General features: G+C 68.5%; 17 protein-coding genes and 2 pseudogenes. 9 read left to right on the forward strand and 10 right to left on the reverse strand.

The genetic code is table 11. From position 1 onward, the window contains the following. The first annotated feature begins 4 nt into the window (after positions 1–4). From ACFJIX_RS06445 to ACFJIX_RS06470, 6 genes and pseudogenes are all read left to right on the forward strand, one after another. A complete protein-coding gene (locus ACFJIX_RS06445) occupies positions 5–1,603 on the forward strand; it encodes an ABC transporter substrate-binding protein (RefSeq protein ID WP_377158563.1) in 1,599 nt (532 codons plus the stop codon). A 141-nt stretch (positions 1,604–1,744) separates the two neighbouring features. Beyond that, positions 1,745–2,140 (forward strand): annotated as a pseudogene (locus tag ACFJIX_RS06450) (LysR family transcriptional regulator); the annotation flags it as partial. 127 nt (positions 2,141–2,267) lie between these two features. Beyond that, positions 2,268–2,609 (forward strand): LysR substrate-binding domain-containing protein, encoded by a 342-nt coding sequence (locus tag ACFJIX_RS06455; protein WP_377161648.1) that lies wholly within the window; start codon positions 2,268–2,270, stop codon positions 2,607–2,609. Positions 2,610–2,649: 40 nt separating this feature from the next. Further along, positions 2,650–3,288 (forward strand): M15 family metallopeptidase, encoded by a 639-nt coding sequence (locus ACFJIX_RS06460; RefSeq protein WP_377158565.1) that lies wholly within the window; start codon positions 2,650–2,652, stop codon positions 3,286–3,288. An 18-nt stretch (positions 3,289–3,306) separates the two neighbouring features. Beyond that, positions 3,307–4,359: an LD-carboxypeptidase gene (locus tag ACFJIX_RS06465; RefSeq protein WP_377158566.1), complete on the forward strand. Its 1,053-nt coding sequence runs from the start codon at positions 3,307–3,309 to the stop codon at positions 4,357–4,359. A 69-nt stretch (positions 4,360–4,428) separates the two neighbouring features. Next, positions 4,429–5,058 (forward strand): hypothetical protein, encoded by a 630-nt coding sequence (locus tag ACFJIX_RS06470; RefSeq protein WP_377158568.1) that lies wholly within the window; start codon positions 4,429–4,431, stop codon positions 5,056–5,058. Between the two features lie 13 nt (positions 5,059–5,071). Here ACFJIX_RS06470 and dacB read toward each other — a convergent pair whose 3' ends face one another. Further along, a complete protein-coding gene (gene dacB, locus ACFJIX_RS06475; protein WP_377158570.1) occupies positions 5,072–6,505 on the reverse strand; it encodes a D-alanyl-D-alanine carboxypeptidase/D-alanyl-D-alanine-endopeptidase in 1,434 nt (477 codons plus the stop codon). 236 nt (positions 6,506–6,741) lie between these two features. Between dacB and ACFJIX_RS06480 the strand changes: the two genes are divergently transcribed. Further along, entirely contained in the window at positions 6,742–9,603 is a 2,862-nt protein-coding gene (locus tag ACFJIX_RS06480) for a TonB-dependent receptor domain-containing protein (protein ID WP_377158572.1), read from the forward strand. Here ACFJIX_RS06480 and ACFJIX_RS06485 read toward each other — a convergent pair whose 3' ends face one another. Next, on the reverse strand, positions 9,604–10,020 hold the full coding sequence (locus tag ACFJIX_RS06485) for a helix-turn-helix domain-containing protein (protein ID WP_377158574.1): 417 nt from the start codon (positions 10,018–10,020) through the stop codon (positions 9,604–9,606). Further along, positions 9,992–10,387 (reverse strand): type II toxin-antitoxin system RelE/ParE family toxin, encoded by a 396-nt coding sequence (locus ACFJIX_RS06490; protein ID WP_377161650.1) that lies wholly within the window; start codon positions 10,385–10,387, stop codon positions 9,992–9,994. Before ACFJIX_RS06490 ends, ACFJIX_RS06485 begins: the two co-directional genes overlap by 29 nt. A 175-nt stretch (positions 10,388–10,562) precedes the next feature. Between ACFJIX_RS06490 and ACFJIX_RS06495 the strand changes: the two genes are divergently transcribed. Both ACFJIX_RS06495 and ACFJIX_RS06500 read left to right on the forward strand, forming a co-directional pair. Then, on the forward strand, positions 10,563–10,892 hold the full coding sequence (locus tag ACFJIX_RS06495; RefSeq protein ID WP_377158576.1) for a hypothetical protein: 330 nt from the start codon (positions 10,563–10,565) through the stop codon (positions 10,890–10,892). Further along, the gene (locus tag ACFJIX_RS06500; RefSeq protein WP_377158578.1) at positions 10,882–11,361 is read left to right on the forward strand and encodes a hypothetical protein; all 480 of its coding nucleotides are present in this window, start codon (positions 10,882–10,884) and stop codon (positions 11,359–11,361) included. The genes ACFJIX_RS06495 and ACFJIX_RS06500 overlap by 11 nt, the downstream gene beginning before the upstream one ends. Here the strand turns inward: ACFJIX_RS06500 and ACFJIX_RS06505 are convergent. The 7 genes and pseudogenes from ACFJIX_RS06505 to ACFJIX_RS06535 all read right to left on the reverse strand — a co-directional run bounded on the left by ACFJIX_RS06505 (position 11,351) and on the right by ACFJIX_RS06535 (position 17,517). Further along, entirely contained in the window at positions 11,351–11,710 is a 360-nt protein-coding gene (locus ACFJIX_RS06505) for a hypothetical protein (RefSeq protein WP_377158580.1), read from the reverse strand. The two genes, ACFJIX_RS06500 and ACFJIX_RS06505, sit on opposite strands and share 11 nt — an antisense overlap. A gap of 17 nt (positions 11,711–11,727) precedes the next feature. Continuing rightward, positions 11,728–12,258, reverse strand: coding sequence for an LD-carboxypeptidase (locus ACFJIX_RS06510; RefSeq protein ID WP_377158582.1), 531 nt, complete (start codon positions 12,256–12,258; stop codon positions 11,728–11,730). Between the two features lie 52 nt (positions 12,259–12,310). Further along, positions 12,311–13,567: a hypothetical protein gene (locus ACFJIX_RS06515; RefSeq protein WP_377158584.1), complete on the reverse strand. Its 1,257-nt coding sequence runs from the start codon at positions 13,565–13,567 to the stop codon at positions 12,311–12,313. 9 nt (positions 13,568–13,576) lie between these two features. After that, a complete protein-coding gene (locus tag ACFJIX_RS06520; RefSeq protein WP_377158586.1) occupies positions 13,577–14,080 on the reverse strand; it encodes an FAD-dependent oxidoreductase in 504 nt (167 codons plus the stop codon). A gap of 79 nt (positions 14,081–14,159) precedes the next feature. Continuing rightward, a pseudogene (locus tag ACFJIX_RS06525) lies at positions 14,160–14,843 on the reverse strand (FAD-dependent oxidoreductase); the annotation flags it as partial. Positions 14,844–14,881: 38 nt separating this feature from the next. Beyond that, positions 14,882–16,195: a hypothetical protein gene (locus tag ACFJIX_RS06530; RefSeq protein ID WP_377158588.1), complete on the reverse strand. Its 1,314-nt coding sequence runs from the start codon at positions 16,193–16,195 to the stop codon at positions 14,882–14,884. 128 nt (positions 16,196–16,323) lie between these two features. Beyond that, positions 16,324–17,517: an aromatic amino acid transaminase gene (locus tag ACFJIX_RS06535; RefSeq protein ID WP_377158590.1), complete on the reverse strand. Its 1,194-nt coding sequence runs from the start codon at positions 17,515–17,517 to the stop codon at positions 16,324–16,326. Positions 17,518–17,588 lie beyond the last annotated feature (71 nt).

Consider the following 17,588-nt stretch of genomic DNA (forward strand, 5'->3'; position numbering starts at 1 on the left):
CCCGATGCGCTCAGTCCTCCCCCTCTCGCTGGCTCTGCTCCTGTCCGCCGCATTCCCCGCCGCTCACGCGGCCGGCGCCGCCGCGGTCAAGCCGCTCGTGTACTGCACCGACGCCAGCCCCGAGGGCTTCGACCCGGGGTTATGGGATTCGGCCAGCACGAACAACGTCAACAACCAGATGTTCCAGGGGCTGGTCCGCTTCGAGCGCGGCGGCACCGCGCTGCAGCCGGCTCTCGCCACCCGCTGGACCATCAGCCCCGACGCCCGCGAATTCACCTTCACGCTGCGCGAGAACGTCCACTTCCACACCCGGCCCTGGTTCACGCCGACGCGCACGTTGAACGCCGACGACGTGCTCTTCACCTTCGGACGTTTCCTCGACCGCGAGCACCCGTTCAACAAGGCCTTCCCCGCCAACTTCATCTATCCGCAGAACCTCGGCCTGGCCAAGGCGATCGCGAAGATGGAGAAGCTCGACGACCGCACCGTCCGCTTCACGCTGGCGCAGCCCAACGTCACCTTCGTCACCTGGTTCGCGATGGCCTTCGCCGGCATCCAGTCGGCGGAGTACGGCCAGCAACTGCTGCGCGACGGCAAGGCGTCGCAGATCAACCGCCTGCCCATTGGCACCGGTCCGTATCGCTTCCGCAGCTATGCGAAGGACGACGTCGTCCGCATGGAAGGCAACCCCGACTACTGGGGCGATCCGCAGAAGACGCAGAAGCTGATCTTCAGCATCAGCCGCGAGGCCCCGGTCCGCGTGCAGAAGCTGCTCGCGGGCGAGTGCCAGATCACCTCGCCGCTGCGCGACATCGACGTGGCCGCGATCGACCGCCATCCGGAACGCATCAAGCTCGAGAAGATCCAGGCGCTCAACATCTCCTACCTGTCCTTCAACCTGCGCAAGGCGCCGACCGACAACCGGCTCGTGCGCGAGGCACTGGACATCGCCGTCGACCGCGACGCGATCTTCCGCGCGCTGTTCCCGCGCGGCGACGCGATGCAGGCGGTGAATCCGTTCCCGCCCGCGATCCCCGGCTACAACCGGTCGATCAAGAACGAATACAACCCCGATCGCGCCAAGGCGCTGCTCAAGCAGGCCGGTTTCCCGAACGGGCTGGACCTCGACCTCTGGGCGCTGCCGGTCACGCGGCCCACGAATCCGAACGGCCAGCTGATGGCGCAGCTGATCCAGCAGGACTGGGCCCGCATCGGCGTGCGCGCGCAGATCCGCACCTACGAATGGGGCGAGTACCTCAAGCGCGCCAACGCCGGCGAACACACCGTCTACATGAGCGGCTGGTCCGGCGAGAGCGGCGACGCCGACGACTTCCTGACGCCCAACCTCAGCTGCGCCACCAACAAGTCCGGCGTGAAGTTCTGCAACCCCGAATTCGAACGCCTCATCGACGCCGCCCGCGCCACGGCCGATCAAGGTCAGCGGATCGCGCTCTACGAGAAGGCCCAGGAGATCTTCAAGCGCGAACGGCCATGGATCACGATGGCACACTCGACGGTGTACATCCCCACCAGCAAGGACTTGCGCGGCTTCAAGATGCAGCCGAACGGCGGGGTGGTCTTCGAGAACGTCTACCGTGAATAAGCCTCCCCTCCTTCTTAGCGCGCCGGCCCGAGCGCCGGGCCGCCCCACGCCGGGCCGGGCCCCCTCGGGGGGCCGGACGACGTCCCCGTCGGACGGGGGGCCGACATGAGGCTCCGTCACATTGAAGTCTTCCACGCGATCATGCAGGCCGGCACGATCAGCGGCGCCGCGCAGTTGCTGCACATCTCCCAGCCCGCGGTGACCAAGGTGCTGCAGCACTGCGAGCTGCAGCTCGGCATGCCGCTGTTCGACCGCGTCCGGGGCAAGCTCTACCCGACGCCGGAAGCGCAGCGGCTCTTCGTCGAGATCGACAAGCTCAACCGCGACCTCGTCGCGATCCGGCGCCTCGCGGCGAACCTGCGCAGCGGCGAATCCGAATCGCTGCGCCTGATGGCCACGCCGACGCTGGGCGCGTCGGTGATCCCCGCGGCGATGACGCACTGGGCGCAGGCCTTCCCGCGCAGCCGCTGCCAGCTCAGCACCAACCACACGCGCGAGATCGTCTCCGCGCTACTGCTCGGCGAGGCCGATCTCGCGCTCAGCCTGCAGGACCCGCGTCACCCCGGCATCAAGGCCGAGGTGCTGGCCAGCGGCACGATGATGGCGCTGTGCCCCATGCACAGCCCCCGAGGCGCAAGGCACCGGCCCGCTGCCGCTGGAGGAGATCCAGTCCGAGCTGATCGCGATGGCCGAGGACGACCCGCTCGGACACATGCTGCACAACGCCAGCGAGGCCGAGGGCCGCCACCTCGACAGCCGCATCACCGTCCAGACCTACCAGCTCGCCCGCGCGCTGGTGGAAGCCGGCGTCGGCATGACCGCCGTCGACCCCTTCACCGCCGCCTCGGCGGACCGCACCCGCGTGAAGGTCCGCCCGCTGGCGCCGTCGATGAGCATCCAGCTGTACCTGCTGACCTCCGCCAGCGCACCGCTGGCGCAAGCGGCGCGCCGGCTCGTCACCTACCTGCGGGATGCCGCCCGCGCCAACCTCGAGAGCCTGGAGTGACGCGCCGCGGCGCCTGCTCTCTTTCCACGCCTTGCTTCGCATGACCCCGGACGACGCCGCCACCGCCCCGCCACCGCCCATCCCCTGCGAGGAGATCGCCGCGCACGCGGAGTTCCGCTCGCTGCTGACGATCCCCGGCATCGCGGTGGACCTGCGCTACGCGACGCCCGACAACTTCGTCGGCCGCAACGTCTACGGCGGACTGGACTGCGCCTACCTGCGCCGCGAGTCGGCGGATGCCGTTGCGCAAGCGGCCGCCTACCTTGGCCGCCACTGCCCCGGCGTGACGCTGGTCGTGCTGGACGCGCTGCGGCCGCAGCGCGTGCAGGAGGCGCTGTGGGCCGAACTCGAAGGCACGCCGCTGACCCGGTACCTCGCGCATCCGGCGCGGCGCTCGATCCATTCGTTCGGCATGGCGGTCGACGTCACGCTGCTCGACGCCGAGGGCCGCGAGCTCGACATGGGCACCGGCTTCGACGAGATGACGCCGGCCTCGCACCCCGAGTTCGAGGCCGAGCAGCTCGCCACCGGCGGCCTCACCGCCGACCAGCTCCGCCACCGCGGCTGGCTGCGCGCGGCGATGCGCCACGCCGGCTTCCAGACCATCAGCACCGAGTGGTGGCACTTCGACTTCGGCGACCGCGAACGCGTCCGCCGCGAGCTGCCGCTGGTGATCTGAGCGTCTTCCGGAGACTCCATGACCGCTTCCCGTCGCCAGATCCTGACCGGCGCCGCCACTGCGGCGGCCACCGCGCTCGGCGCGCTGCCAGCCGCACAAGCCCAGAAGGCCCTGCCCGAGCCGCTGCGCGCACGGCGGCTGAAGGTCGGTGACACGATCGGCCTCGTCAGCCCCGCCAACGCCACCTACGAGCGCGAGCCGCTGGAGATCGCCGTCGAGTCGCTCGAGGCGCTCGGCTTCAAGGTCAAGCTCGGCGCCAACGTGCGCGGACGCTACGGTCAGTTCGGCGGCACCGACGTCCAGCGCGCGGCCGACATCAACGACTTCTTCGCCGACGACGACGTGGCCGGCATCCTGGCGCTGACCGGCGGCTCGGGATGCAACCGCATCGTCGACAAGCTGAACTACGCGCTGATCCGCCGCAAGCCGAAGTTCTTCGGCGGCTTCTCGGACCTGACCAGCCTGGTCAACGCGATCCACCGGCAGACGGGGTTGATCACCTTCCATTGCCCGGTCGCGGGCTCGGAATGGAACGAGTTCTCCCTCCAGCACTTCCGCGCCGTCGCGATGGACGCGCAGGCGGACCTGCTGCAGAACCCGCAGGGCGAGCGCGGCGCCAACCTGGTCCAGCGCGAGGACCGCATCAGCACGCTGCGTCCGGGCCTCGCCCGCGGGCCGCTGGTCGGCGGCAACCTGGCGGTGCTGAGCTCGCTGGCGGGCTCGCCCTTCTTCCCCGACACCCGCGGCGCGATCCTGTTCCTGGAAGAGGTCAACGAGTACATCTATCGCGTCGACCGCATGCTCTCGACGCTGCGCCTGTGCGGCGCGCTGGACCAGCTCGCCGGCGTCGTGCTGGGCAAGTTCACGCAGTGCGGACCGGGCGACGGCAACTTCGGCACGCTGACACTGGACGAGGTCTTCGACGACTACTTCCTGCCGCTGAACGTGCCCGTCTACCGCGGCGCGATGATCGGCCACATCAAGCGCAAGTTCACCGTGCCGGTGGGCCAGCCCGCCGAGATGGACGCACGGGCCGGCACGCTGCGCCTGCTGTCGCCGGCGGTGCGCTGAAGGGTCGCGGATGACGCGGTGGGCCCCGCCCACTGACCGGGCGTCTCCACTCTTCCGAAAGGTGCTGTCATGGACCCGGCGGCCCCCGAATTCATCCCCGCGACACCGCCGGCCAGCCTGTGGGCGGACGGCACCGCGACCCCCGCCACAGCTGGCGTCTCAAGAACCCCTGATGAACTGGCGCAGGCTGCGCTCCATTGGGAAAGCACCTGGCGCATCGGGCTGCGGTGGGCCGCCGCGACGCTGACGACCGCCTATACGCCGCAGGTGCGAGAGGCGCTGCGGGGATGGGGACTGCACCTCGAGACCATGGCGAAAGGGGTGAAGGCGCGGGCGCAGGCCGGCAATGTGACGGGCATCGAAGAACGCCTCGCCCAGTTCGATCGGATCTGGTCCGCCAACCAGCGCATCCTCCTGAGCATCGGCAACAAGGATGGCCGGCCGATCGAACAGGTCGCCCAGGACCCCGCCCAGCAGGCGATGGTCTTTTTCCTGCACCACCGGAATGCGTTCTTCAACGCGTACGAGCAGGGCCGGTTCGACCCTGTGAGACAGCTGCCGCTGCCGGATCGCGACCAGTTCAACGCGCTCATGGACCGGTTGGAAAGCTGCAGCGATCCCGCCGTCGGCGGCGATGTCCTGCGCTTGCTCGATCGCTATCTGCCGCAGGCCAGTCGCGCCCCGTGGCGTCGCTTCTGACCCGTCACGCGGATCAGCGCCGCGCCACCCAGTCCACCAGCGCGTCGATCGCCGGACGCGCCTTGGCCGCCTGATCGTCGTTGACGATCGCGACCACGATCCAGGTCTTGCCGGTCGAGTCCGGCACGAAGCCGGCCAGCGCCACGACGTCGCGCAAGGTGCCGGTCTTCATCCGCGCGCGGCCCTCGGCCGCGGTGCCCTTCATGCGACGGACCAGCGTGCCGTCGACGCCCGCGACCGGCAAGGTGGCCAGCAACTCGGGGCCGTGCGCGCCGCGGGCCGACGCCTGCAGCATCGCCGCCAGCTGCGCCGCCGAGGCGCGCTCGCTGCGCGACAGGCCGGAGCCGTTCTCCAGCGTCAGGCCGGTGGTGTCGATCTTCTGCGCGGCGAACCACTCGCGCACGACGCGTACGGCGGCCTCGCGGGTGTCCTCGCCGGGCTGCGCCGCCGAGGCGCCGAGCCGCAGGAACAGCATCCGCGCCAGCGCGTTGTCCGAGGACTTCAGCACCGGCCGCAGCAGCTCGGCCAGCGGGCGGTCGCGGTGCTGCGCCAGCACGCGGGCGCCTTCGGGCGTCATGCCCTCGCGGATCTCGCCCGACAGCGTGCCGCCCAGCGAGCCCCACAGCTGCCGCAGCGCCTGGGCCGTCTCCCACTGGCGGTCCAGCACGTTCAGCGATTGCGAGACCTGGCACCCGCGCGGGAACTCGCCGGCCAGCACCAGGCGTCCGCCGCCGTCGGGCAGCGCCTCGAAGCGCGACGGCTTCCAGCCGTCGTCCCAGTCCTTGCACGGCTTGTCGTTCAGCCGGACCGCGCTGGCGTCGATCGCGAGCCCGCCGAACTGCGGATACGGCCGCACCGTCAGGCCCCGGTCGTCGGACCAGAAGTCGTACTGCAGCAGGCTGCCGTTGAGGTGCAGCGCATCCGGAATGACGTTGTACGGGAACTCGGCCTGCTCGTCGAAACGCGGCGCGCCGATGTCGAGGCGCGCCGGGTTGAACAGGCCGCGATCGACGACGATGCCGCCGGCCAGGTCGCGCACGCCGTGGCGCTCGCGCACCTCGCGCAGCAACGCCCACAGCGCGGGCCAGTCGAGGTCCGCGTCGCCGCCGCCCTTGAGCACCAGCGGTCCGTCGAGGCGGCCGTCGCGCACCTCGCCCGCGGCCAGCAGCTGCGTCTGTCCCCGACTGTTGGGACCGAGCCGGTCCAGCGCCACCACCGCGGTGATCGTCTTCATCGTCGAGGCCGGCGCCATCGGCCGGTCCGCGTTCAGGCGCAGCCCGGTGCCCGTCGCGTCCAGCGGATAGGCCACCACCGCCAGCGACGACGCCGGCACGCCGGCCTGTCGCAGCGCGGTCTCGACCGGCGCGGGCGGGGTGTCGACGAAGGTGGCGCAGCCGCTCGTCGCGAGCGCGGCAACCAGGAGCACGAAGGCGGGGATCGATCGCATGAGCAGCGACTGTATATTCCCGGCCCCGCTGCATTCCCGCAGGTTATACGCGCGAGACAAGCATTCATCGGGACGGAAACAACAAATGGGTGACGTTCCTATGACGGTGAAAACCGCTCGTGCTTGAAGATCATTCACAGCTCGCAACACAGCACCCCAAGGGTCGGCCGCGCATCGGACGACCCCAGTCGTTGGAGGCGTTCCAGGACGCCGGTCCGGTTAACAAGGAGAAGGTCGTGAAACTGAATCAACTCGCCCGTTGCCTCGTCGTGGTGGGCCTGGGCGCCCATGCGGCGGCCTGGTCGCAGGAAGTCCAGAAGATCGAGCGGGTGGAGATCACCGGCTCGAGCATCAAGCGCATCCAGGACGAGGGCGCGCTGCCGGTGCAGACCATCTCGCGCCGCGACCTCGACCGCCAGGGCATCGTGTCGGCCGAGCAGCTGATCGCCACGCTCTCGTCCAACGGCAACGGCCTGGACAACCTGGCCTCCAACGCGGACGTGGTCTCGGGCCAGTCCCGCGGCAACAACGGCGCGACCTCCGCCAACCTGCGCCTGCAGGGCGCCAACGCGACGCTGATCCTGCTGAACGGCCGCCGCATCGCGGCGCACGGCCTCAACGGCGGCGTCGTCGACCTGAACCAGATCCCGATGGCCGCGATCGAGCGCGTCGAGGTGCTGAAGGACGGCGCCTCGTCGACCTACGGCACCGACGCCGTCGGCGGCGTCATCAACTTCATCCTGCGCAAGGACTACACCGGCCTGACCGTCAGCGGCTTCACCGACGTGACGCAGCACGGCGGCGGCAACATCTACCGCGGCTCGGTGACGGGCGGCGTGGGCAACATCGACAAGGACGGCTTCAACGTCATGGCCGTGCTGTCCATGACGGACAACAAGCGCCTGGACGGCTCGCAGCGCGACTTCGTCAACAGCTTCCAGCCCGAGCGCGGCCTGTCCCCGGACACGCGCGGCACGCCGTTCGCGACGGTCTTCTTCTCGCCCACGATCACGCCGCCGGTCTACAACGGCGCCACCCTCACCAGCGCCAACATCCTGGACCTGCCGGGCGGCGCGGGTTGCGCCTCGCAACCCGGCATGGCGCCTTACGCCGAGAAGCTGTGGAACTCCGCCGCCGCGTCGCCGGCCAACCAGTTCGGTTGCGCCTGGGACTCGGGCAAGGCGGCGGTGATCCAGCAGCCGGTGAAGAACACCAACCTGGTCACGCGCGGCATGCTCAAGCTGGGCGAGCACACGCTGACCGGCGAGGTGCTGCTGGGCAAGTCGGAGTCGCAGAAGATCTTCTCCGCCAACCAGATCAGCAGCGGCAGCGCCACGGCGACGATCGGCCTGCCCAACGGCACGGCGGTGCCGAGCCCGTTCCGCAGCCTGGCCTATCCGTCGTCCGGCGCCAGCTACCAGACCGTGTGGAACGCGCTGGTCGGCGCCTTCCCGTCGCTGGCCTCGCAGGCCGGCAAGCCGCTGGCCTTCCGCTGGCGCTGCATGGAGTGCGGCTCGCGTGAATTCGAGACCACCACCGACACCGGCCGCTACCTGCTGAGCATGGACGGTCCGCTGCCCTTCCTCAAGGACTGGGACTACAAGGTCGGCGCGTCGCAGGCGTTCAGCAAGAGCAACTCGGTGCTGGGCTCCGGCTACCAGAACTGGGTCGGCCTGGCCAACCTGATCAACACCGGCGTGCTCAACCCGTTCCTGCTGGCCGGCCAGTCGCAGACGCCGGCCGCGCTGGCGGCGCTGGACGCGATCTCGGCGGAAGGCACCAAGCTCTACGGCGGCAAGTACACGACCGACGAGTACGACGCGACGGCGTCCGGCCCGCTGTTCAAGCTGCCGGCCGGCGACGTGATGGGCGCGGTGGGCGTGGACTACCGGATCGAGAAGTACCGCTTCGACGGCAACCAGACGGTCAACACCAACGACATCAACACCTGGATCTTCAACGCGCCGTTCGACAACGTGAACGCGCTGAACGGCGTGAAGCGCAAGGTGGGCGCGATCTTCGGCGAGACCATCATCCCGATCGTCAAGAACCTGGACCTGAACCTCTCGGTGCGCTACGACAAGTACACCGGCTTCGGCAGCACGACCAACCCCAAGGCCTCGATCCGCTACGCGCCGATCGACAGCCTGGTGTTCCGCGCGTCGTACAGCACCGGCTTCCGCGTGCCGACCTTCAACCAGCTGTTCAACGGCGTGACCGAGTCGCCGTACACCGGCGCCGGCGTGCCGGACCCGTCGACCTGCCCGACCAACGTGGTCAGCAACGCACCGGGCTGCCAGGCGGTCACCTTCAACACGCTGTTCGGCGGTCGCTCGGACCTGAAGCCGGAAGAGTCGAAGATGTCCAACATCGGCTTCGTGTGGCAGCCGGTGAAGGACTTCAGCGCCTCGGTCGACCTGTGGGACATCCGTCGTGACGGCCAGATCCAGAGCCTGACGCTGACGCAGATCCTGAACAACTACCAGCTGTTCCCGCAGGCCTTCCAGCGCGACGCCAACGGCGTGCTGCAGACGGTGGACACCCGTTGGGTGAACACCGGCGAGACGCAGACGCGCGGGCTGGAGCTGTCGATGCGCGGCAGCACGCCGATGAACGGCGGCCGCCTGAGCGCGGGGCTGGACGGCACCTACCTGCTGAAGAAGCGCTCCAAGCTGCTGGACAACGTGGCCTTCGGCCCGAGCGAGATCGGCCAGTTCACGCGGTCGAGCGAGCTGGGCATTCGCTGGAAGCACAGCGCGTACATCACCTACACGTATGGCGACTGGGCCTGGTCGCTGCGCCAGCAGTACAGCACCGGTTACTACGGCTATGTCCCGCCGGGCGTGGCCAACGGCAACGCGTCGGCGCCGGCCTTCGATCCGTGGGTCAAGCCCTACTACCTGCACCACGCGAGCGTGGCCTACAGCGGCATCAAGAACCTGACGGTCACCGTGGGCGTGAAGAACATCTTCGACCAGGACCCGCCGTTCGCGAACAGCTACGACACGAACACCGGTTCGGGCAGCTCGTGGGAGCCGCGTGTGGCCGACCCGCGCGGACGTTCGTTCACGCTGGGCCTGGACTACAAGTTCTTCTGATCAAGCACTGTCTGCCGCCTCGCGCGGCGGGCCTTCGGACACCAAGCCCGCCGGGAGACCGGCGGGCCTTTTCGTGATGCCGCCGAGTGCACGGGAACTCAGGGGAAAAACGTTCCTCATGCCCTGTTCCCGGATCGTGTGCAGCAGTCGGAGGACGGGTCCGGTGGGTCGGGTCATTCCCTGCTCATAGCGGCGCAGCAGACGCGCCGTCGTGTTGAGCATGTTGGCGAAGACATAGAGGTTCAGATCCTCCTCCTCCCGGATGGCGCGGACCTCCTCGGGCGTCAGGTCCCCAGGAGGCGCTATGCCGCCCCATCCCAGACGCTGCATGTGTTCGTCGCTCATCAGCCCGAGAGCGTGCATGCCTCGTCCGGTCTTCACCATTCGGTCAATCGAGTCGTACTTGCGCTTGCGCATCACAGTTCACCTCTTTCAAGAATCCTGAGTTGATGGCGGTTTCAAGATGGCCTGCGTCCATTGCGGAAAGGAAAACACTCATGGTCCTGCAGTTATGCAACTGCTGCTCATCCATGTTGGCGATGACGTTTTTCGCGTAGCCCTCAATGAAGAACCACGGAGCGCCTTGTCGATGGGCCATGATCACGCGATACCCATCGCGCTTGCCGGCCCCGGATCGTGCGATCCGCTTCTTGAAGAGTCCACTACCGAGATTTGCATCGATCAGCCCGCGTTCCATTTCCGCCACGGCGCGGCAGAGGTCGGCGTCTCTGCATGGCCTGCTTGCGCATCCAACGTTGAAAGCCTTCGACCAGATAGACGGCATGCGCCACATCGACCTCCTCGCACTGTTGCGAGCGGAGTGAGTGACAGGTCATGCCCGGGACTGATTCGTCCTGAAGTCGGCCCTCCGATGGGGGAGATCCCGTCGTGTGGCGCCCGCGCCGCGCATTCCAATTTCTTGACGGAATCGGAGTGGTTGTCATCGGCGCGAGAACAAGATGCTCGACACGCTTCGTCGTCAACCGGTCTATCGCATCGTCAAGACCAATCCGCCCTCGGGTCTCGACTTCCGCACGCATGCGGAACTCGGCATCGCCACGAAGGCAGATCCGTGTCGCCGACAAGCACTCTCGGTCTTCTCGTCCTGGCGAGAAGCACGACATCGCCAGATGAGCTCACCCCATCTCGGCGCTCACATTGCTATGGCGACGCTGACGCCCCTGCACGGCCCGATCAGTCGCCCCCACACCAGCGGCCACATGGACTGGTGGCCATTCAACGACATGCTGGATGCCAACGATTTCGAGGTGACCGCCCATGACCATTGATCTCGACCTCGCCGCCAAACTTCCCGATGGATTGCTTCCGATCCCGCTCATCGAAGAACGCGTGCTGTACGAAGCCGAGCAACCCATCGTCTATCTGACGCGCAACAGTCATCGCCAGATCATGCTGGCCTATCTGGCAGGCGAGGACGCGCACTTCCGCTTCACGCTGCTGGCGCCAATCTCGGGGCGTGATCTGCGCCTGCTCGAGCAAGGACAATTGAGCATCCGTGATGCATTGACCGGCACCTGGATGTGGCTCCTGCGAGAGAGTCAGCTGACGGGCGAGTTTGGGCTCTGGGCAGTGAGCATCGATCAGATGCCGCGAGACCATCTCCCCGCACCGGGCACCCCGCTGCTGCCGGAACACGACTTGATCGAGTCGTCAAACGCGCCAGGAACTCATCGCACTTCGGTGGTGGCGCCCGCTGGTGCCACGGTGATCTGGGGCGTGCCGTCGCTCAAGCCCTGAGCGTTCTTTCGACCGGATCCAAAGTCACCGCCACGCCGATCGGCAATGGCAGGTTGGGCGTCGTATGGCCGCTCGGCCAGCCGGCGAGGACCGGGATGCCGAGGTCGCCGAAGTAGTCGGCGAGCACCTCGTCGGGCATGTCGGCATCGGTGAAGCTGCCGAGCAGCACACCGGCGATGTCGTCGAACACGCCGCCCAGGCGCAGCTGGCACAGCAGGCGATCGATCTTGTACGGGTCCTCGCCGATGTCCTCGAGGAACAGGACCGCGCCGCGCAGGTCCGGCATGAACGGCGTGCCCATCAGCGCGACGAGCACCGCCAGGTTGCCGCCGCTCAGCACGCCGCGCACCGGCGTCGAGCCACGGTTCAGCGGATGCGGCGCGAGCGCAGGTCCAGAGAGTCACCCGCACGAAGCCCGCGGCGCAGCCGCTCGGCCAGCGCGACGGCATCGGCCCAACCGGCGTCGCCCTTGTGCCAGTCCGAGGCCGGCATCGGCGCGTGCCAGCCGGCGACACCCAGTTGCTGTCGCAGCGCGTGCAGCGCGGTGAGATCGCTGTAGCCGATCAGCGGCTTCGGTGATCGACGCAGCAGCGCGCGATCGATGCGGTCGAGCAGGCGCAGGCAGCCGTAGCCGCCGCGCAGGCCGATCACCGCGTCGACCTGGCGGTCGTCCAGCGCTTCATGCAGGTCGGCCAGCCGTCGTCCATCGTCCGCCGCAAGATGACCGAGGAACGCCGGTCCATGGCAGCTCGGGAAGAGCTTGGCGCGAAAACCCAGCCGCTCGATCAGCGGCACCACGAGGTCGAGCGTGCCGTCCCGCGGCGGTCCGGCGGGGGCGATCACGCCGAGGCAGGCGCGCTCGGGCAACGGAGGCAGCAGGAAGGTGTCTTCAGCCATGAGCAGCGTTGAGGAACAACATCGGCGGCGCGCGCCAGGAACATCGTCGGAATCAGGATTCCAGCCACGCCGCCATCCGCGCGTCGATCGCGGCGCCGAGCGCCGGGATGCGCCAGGTCGTGGAGCAGCTGGGGTGCGGAGCGTAGCGCGAGCCGAGGTTGCTCAGCAGCGCGATCAGGTAATGCCGGCGCCGCGGCAGGATGCCGCGCACGATGCCCGCGTCGGACGTGTAGTTCTCGGTGTTGCCGGTCTTGTGGGCGAACCAGACCTCGCCCCCCGTGGCGAAACGGCGCAGGTCACCGGGCAACGACACCTCGCCCGCGTGCAGCGCGCCGTCGGGAAGCAGCCACCGACCCGGCAGGCGCGCCGGCAGACCCGGCACCCAGCCGGGGACGCCGCCGAGCGCGCTGCTCGACAGCACCTGGTGCAGCGCCTGGTCCTGCAACGCATGCATGGCCTGGTTGCGGCTCTCGGCCGACAGCCGCGGCGCATCGGCGCGCAACCACGGCGCGCGCGGCGCCACCGGGTCCAACCACCACAGCAGCCGCACCGTGTCCCACGCGGTCATCTGGATCTGACCCACGCCCGATCCCGAGCCGTTGCCCCAGCCGCCCTCCGCCGTCGTGTTGGCGAAGCGCAGCGTCGTCAGCCCGAGCGAGGCGAACAGCGTGTGCAGCTCGTTGCGCACCTCGCGCCCGCCGTCGCGGCGGATGGCGCCGGCCGCGTGCATCAAAGTGACCAGCGCCGAGGTCGCCTCGTTGCTGCTCCACGTGACCATGTCGTAGGCCCAGTCGGACACCGCGCGCTCGCGGCCGTTGTAGGTCAGCGGCTGCCACCAGCCCGCCCGGCCCTGGTCGACCAGACGGCCCACGCCCACCAGCAGCATCAGCTTGAGCAGCGATGCCGGGTACGGCGCCACCACGCGACCGCCGCCCTCGCCCACGTCGCCGGCCAGCGGTACCCAGTCCATCGCGGACCAGTCGGACGCCGGCCGCCAGGCGATCGAGTTGCCCTCGGCATCGCGCTGATCTGCGAGATACCGGATGTTGCGCACGGCGCCCGCGCCCGCCGCGATATCGGCGACCAGGCCCTCGGGAAACTCACGCGAGAACAGCACGTTCGCCGCGACCGGCGCGCCCCGTTCCGGGAACGCGACCACGGCGAGGTCGATGCTCGGGAAATGCCGGATCGACCGGCCCTCGTCCTGCGGATCGCGCGTGGCGCCGAAGTCCTGCGCCAGCACCGCGGCGCGCAGCGCCTTGGCGAGCGAGGCCGCGTCCAGCGCGACGGGCTTGCCGGCCATCGTCATCACGGCCCCTCAGGCGGCGCGGAGTTGCAGCCCGTCCAGCGCGATCGGGCTGGGCTTGCCGGAGATGAGGTCGGCCACGATGCGGGCCGAGCCGAACGAGAAGGTGAATCCCAGGGCGCCATGGCCGACATTCAGCCACAGCCCGCGCAGCGGCGTCTCGCCGAGCATGGGTGCGCCGCTCGGCGTCGCCGGGCGCAGGCCAGCCCAGGGCACGGCATGCTCGTAGTCGGCCGCCCTCGGGAAGGTCTCGCGCACGTTGCGCTGCAGCGCCGCCAGGCGCTTGGGGTCGATGCTGGTGTCGTCGCCGACCAGGTCCACCATCGCCGCGACGCGAAGTTGATCGCCGATGCGGGCGTAGAGCGTCTTGCGTTCGAAGTCCGTGACGCTGACCGTCGGCGGTCGATGCACACCGTTGATTGGCGCGGACAGGCTGTAGCCCTTCAGCGGGTACAGCGGCAGCCGCACGCCGACGAGCTCCGCCAACGCCGCGCTTTGCAGGCCGGCGGCCAGCACGACGCCGTCCGCGACCAGATCCCCCCTGGTCCGTCCTCAGCGCGACGACGCGGCCGCCCTCGACGACGAATCCGGTGGCACTGGCCTTCACCCGCCCTCGGAAATTCGGATGCCGCGCGAGCCGCTCGCCCAGTTGCACGCTGAGTGCATGGCAGTCGGCGACGGCCTCGCCGGACGTGAAGATGCCCCCGGCCAGCCATTGCGCGCCGCCGTCGCCGAGCGAGGGCTCGATCGCCAGGCACTCATCGCGGGTCAACGCCCGTTCCGGCCCGCCGGCGGGCGTGCGCGCGGCGACGCGGGCGAATTCCTCCGCCTTGCGGTACACGACCAGCTTACCCGGCGTGCGCAGCGCAATGGCATCGAGCGCCGCGTGCCGCTGCAGTTCGCCGAAACATTGCTGGCTGAAGGCGCCCAGTTCGAGCAGCCGCTCGGTCGTGCGTTGATTCACCGGCCCGCGGCAATGCGCAAGGAACGAGGCCAACCAGCGCCATTGCGCGGTCGTGCCGTCGGGCTTGAAGCGCAGCGGGCCGTCCGGATCGAGCAGCCAGCGCAGCGCCTTCAGCGGCACGCCGGCATCGGCCAGCGGCGACACGTAGCGGTAGCTGAGCTGCCCGCCGTTCGCACGGCTGGCGCCGGTGGCGAGCGTGGCCTCGCGCTCCACGAGCGTCACCCGGTGCCCCGCCTCCGCCAGGGCCCAGGCGGTGGTGACGCCCACGACGCCCCCACCGATCACGACTAGCTGCTTCATCCCGGACGAAATCATTCTTGAATGGTCCGGGAGGTTACGGACTCGTGACGACGTCAGCCAATGAAAGCGGTGCCGCTACCCATAACCTTGTTGAATGCGCGCAAGGGTGATGCCTGCGGCTTCCGTGACGTGGCGGACTTCGCCGTCCCCCTGGGGCCTGGGTCGCTCCCCACCCAGCATCCCACGTTGGGACGTCCTGTGCGGTGGTCGATCGGGTGGTGCGGCGTCCATCCGGCATCGACCATGCACTGCCGGATCGCCTCCTTGATCAGATCCTCGCCGTGACTTCCCACGACAACGGTGGTCTGCCGGTTGATCACCTGCTCATTCAACAGATGACGGAAGATGGCCCGCGCCACCTCCGTGCAGACGCCCTTTCGTTCGTGCTCCGCGCCTGACTCGACGGCTCGACTGTGCAAGTCCAGCTTGTTGCTGTCCTTGTCGTAGCCCAGGCAGTGTTGGAAGGCCCCGCACGCGACGGCGTCTCTCAGATGCCTGCTTACCTGACGCCGATCGCCACCCTTCTCCAGCGCGGAGATCAGCGTGCTGTAGATGCGCGCATTCGGCTGGATGCCTTGCGCCAGCATGTGCTCGAAGCATCGGACGGCACCTTGCGTGTCGGCACGCCTGGCGTGCGCCAAGATCAGCGCGCCGTAGGTGAAGATGTCCGGCTCGATGCCGTCGCTCACCATCTGATCGACCCGGTCGCTGGCCCCTTCCGGGTCCGCAGCCTTCGCATACGCCGAGATCAGCGCGTTGTACGTGACAGCGTTCGGCTCGACGCCGTTGTTCACCATGTGCTCGAACCAATCGGCGGCGCGTTTCGGGTCGGCGAGCCTTTCATGCGCCGAGATCAGCGTGCTGTAGGTGACCACGTCCGGCCTGATGCCCTTCTTGAGCATCTTCTCGAACCACTGGACGGCGCCGTCCGGGTCCATGGCCTTCACATGCGCCGAGATCAGCGCGTTGTAGATGAACCGGTTGGGACTGGCCCGAGCGTCGCCCGACCGACGAGCCGCCCGGTCCAGCTCCTCGAAGCAGGCCAGCGCGTCAACAGTCCTGGCGCCGCATTGGTGGATCGCCGTGACGGTCCGTTTCAGCGCGCTCAGCCCATTGCAGCGCCGGTCCAGGAACTCATCGATGATGCCCGCGTTGTGAGCCCGCCCGTGGCCTGAGCCCTGCTGTCCGCGCAAAGCGGCCGCGCCGGCGAAGGTGGCGGCATGGGGCACTGGCCGCTGTCTGCGAGGCCCTGCCGCCTGCCACGAGGAAGCGTCCGGTTCATTTGACAAACCACCATGAGGCTCGGCGGCATCGACATCCGCCGCCAGATGAACTTGACGGACTGCGGACAACGGAAGGGGATACATGGGACATCCTGGTACGAGGGGTGCACGAAGTGCGCCTGCAAACCAAGAAAGTTCGTCCCGATCGTTCGAGAAACGAAAAGGGCAGCCTCCCGGCTGCCCTCCAAACATCCGGCACTGACCGGGTCAGGTCATGCCAGGACGGCCGCCATCGCGTTCGCCGTCGCTTCGACGTTGCGCGTGTTCAGGCCCGCGATGCACATGCGGCCGGAACGCAGGATGTAGACGCCGAATTCCTCCCGCAGACGGTCCACCTGCTCCGGCGTCAGGCCGGTGTAGCTGAACATGCCGCGCTGCTTCAGGAAGTAGTCGAAGTTGCGGCCCGGCACCTTGGCCGACACGACCTCGAACAGCGCGTTGCGCATCGCCAGGATGCGCTCGCGCATTTCCTCGACCTCGCCTTCCCACAGCGCGCGCAGCTGCGGGTCGCCCAGCACCTTGGCCACGACCTGGCCGCCATGCATCGGCGGGTTCGAATAGTTGCGGCGGATCGTGAACTTCAGCTGCCCCAGCACGTTGGCCGCCTGCGCCGCGTCCGGACACACGACCGACAGCGCGCCGCAGCGCTCGCCGTACAGGCTCATGTTCTTGGAGAAACTGTTCGCGACGAAGAAGCTCAGGCCCGCCGAGGTCAGCGCCCGGATCGCGAAGGTGTCCTGCTCCAGCCCGTCGCCATAGCCCTGGTACGCCAGGTCCAGGAAGGGGATCAGCTCACGCTCCTGCAGGACCGGGATCAGCGCGTCCCATTGCGACTGCGACAGGTCCACGCCCGTCGGGTTGTGGCAGCACGCGTGCAGCAGCACGACGCTGCGGGCCGGCGCCTCCGACAACGCCTGCAGCATCGCGTCGAAACGCAGGCCGCCGGTCCTGGCGTCGTAGTACGGGTAGCTGCGGCACTCGATGTAGGAGCCCTCGAAGACGGCGCGGTGGTTGTCCCAGGTCGGGTCGCTCAGGTAGATCGCGCTGTCAGGGAAGTAGCGCTTGATGAAGTCCGCGCCGACCTTCAGGCCGCCGGACGAGCCCACGCCCTGGATCGTCGCGACGCGCTTGCTCTGCAGCGCTTCGCTGTCGGCGCCGAAGAGCAGCTTCTGCACTTCGGTGCGGAAGTTGGCCGCGCCTTCCATCGGCAGGTAGGGTCGCGCGCCCGCCTGTTCCACCACGGCCAGCTCGGCCCGGCGCACCGAGTCCAGCATCGGGATGCGACCGTCGTCATCGAAGTAGATGCCGATGGACAGGTTGATCTTCTGCGTGCGCGGATCCTTCTGGAAAGCCTCGTTCAGGCTGAGGATGGGATCGCCCGCGTAGGCGTCGACGTGCTGGAACATGCTGGGAACTCCCCGTTGGACTATCGGCTCGCGTCATTATCCCCAGCCACGCCCGCCCGCACCGGAACAGC

This window comes from Roseateles sp. UC29_93, from assembly GCF_042695725.1.
Classification (GTDB): domain Bacteria; phylum Pseudomonadota; class Gammaproteobacteria; order Burkholderiales; family Burkholderiaceae_C; genus Roseateles; species Roseateles noduli_A.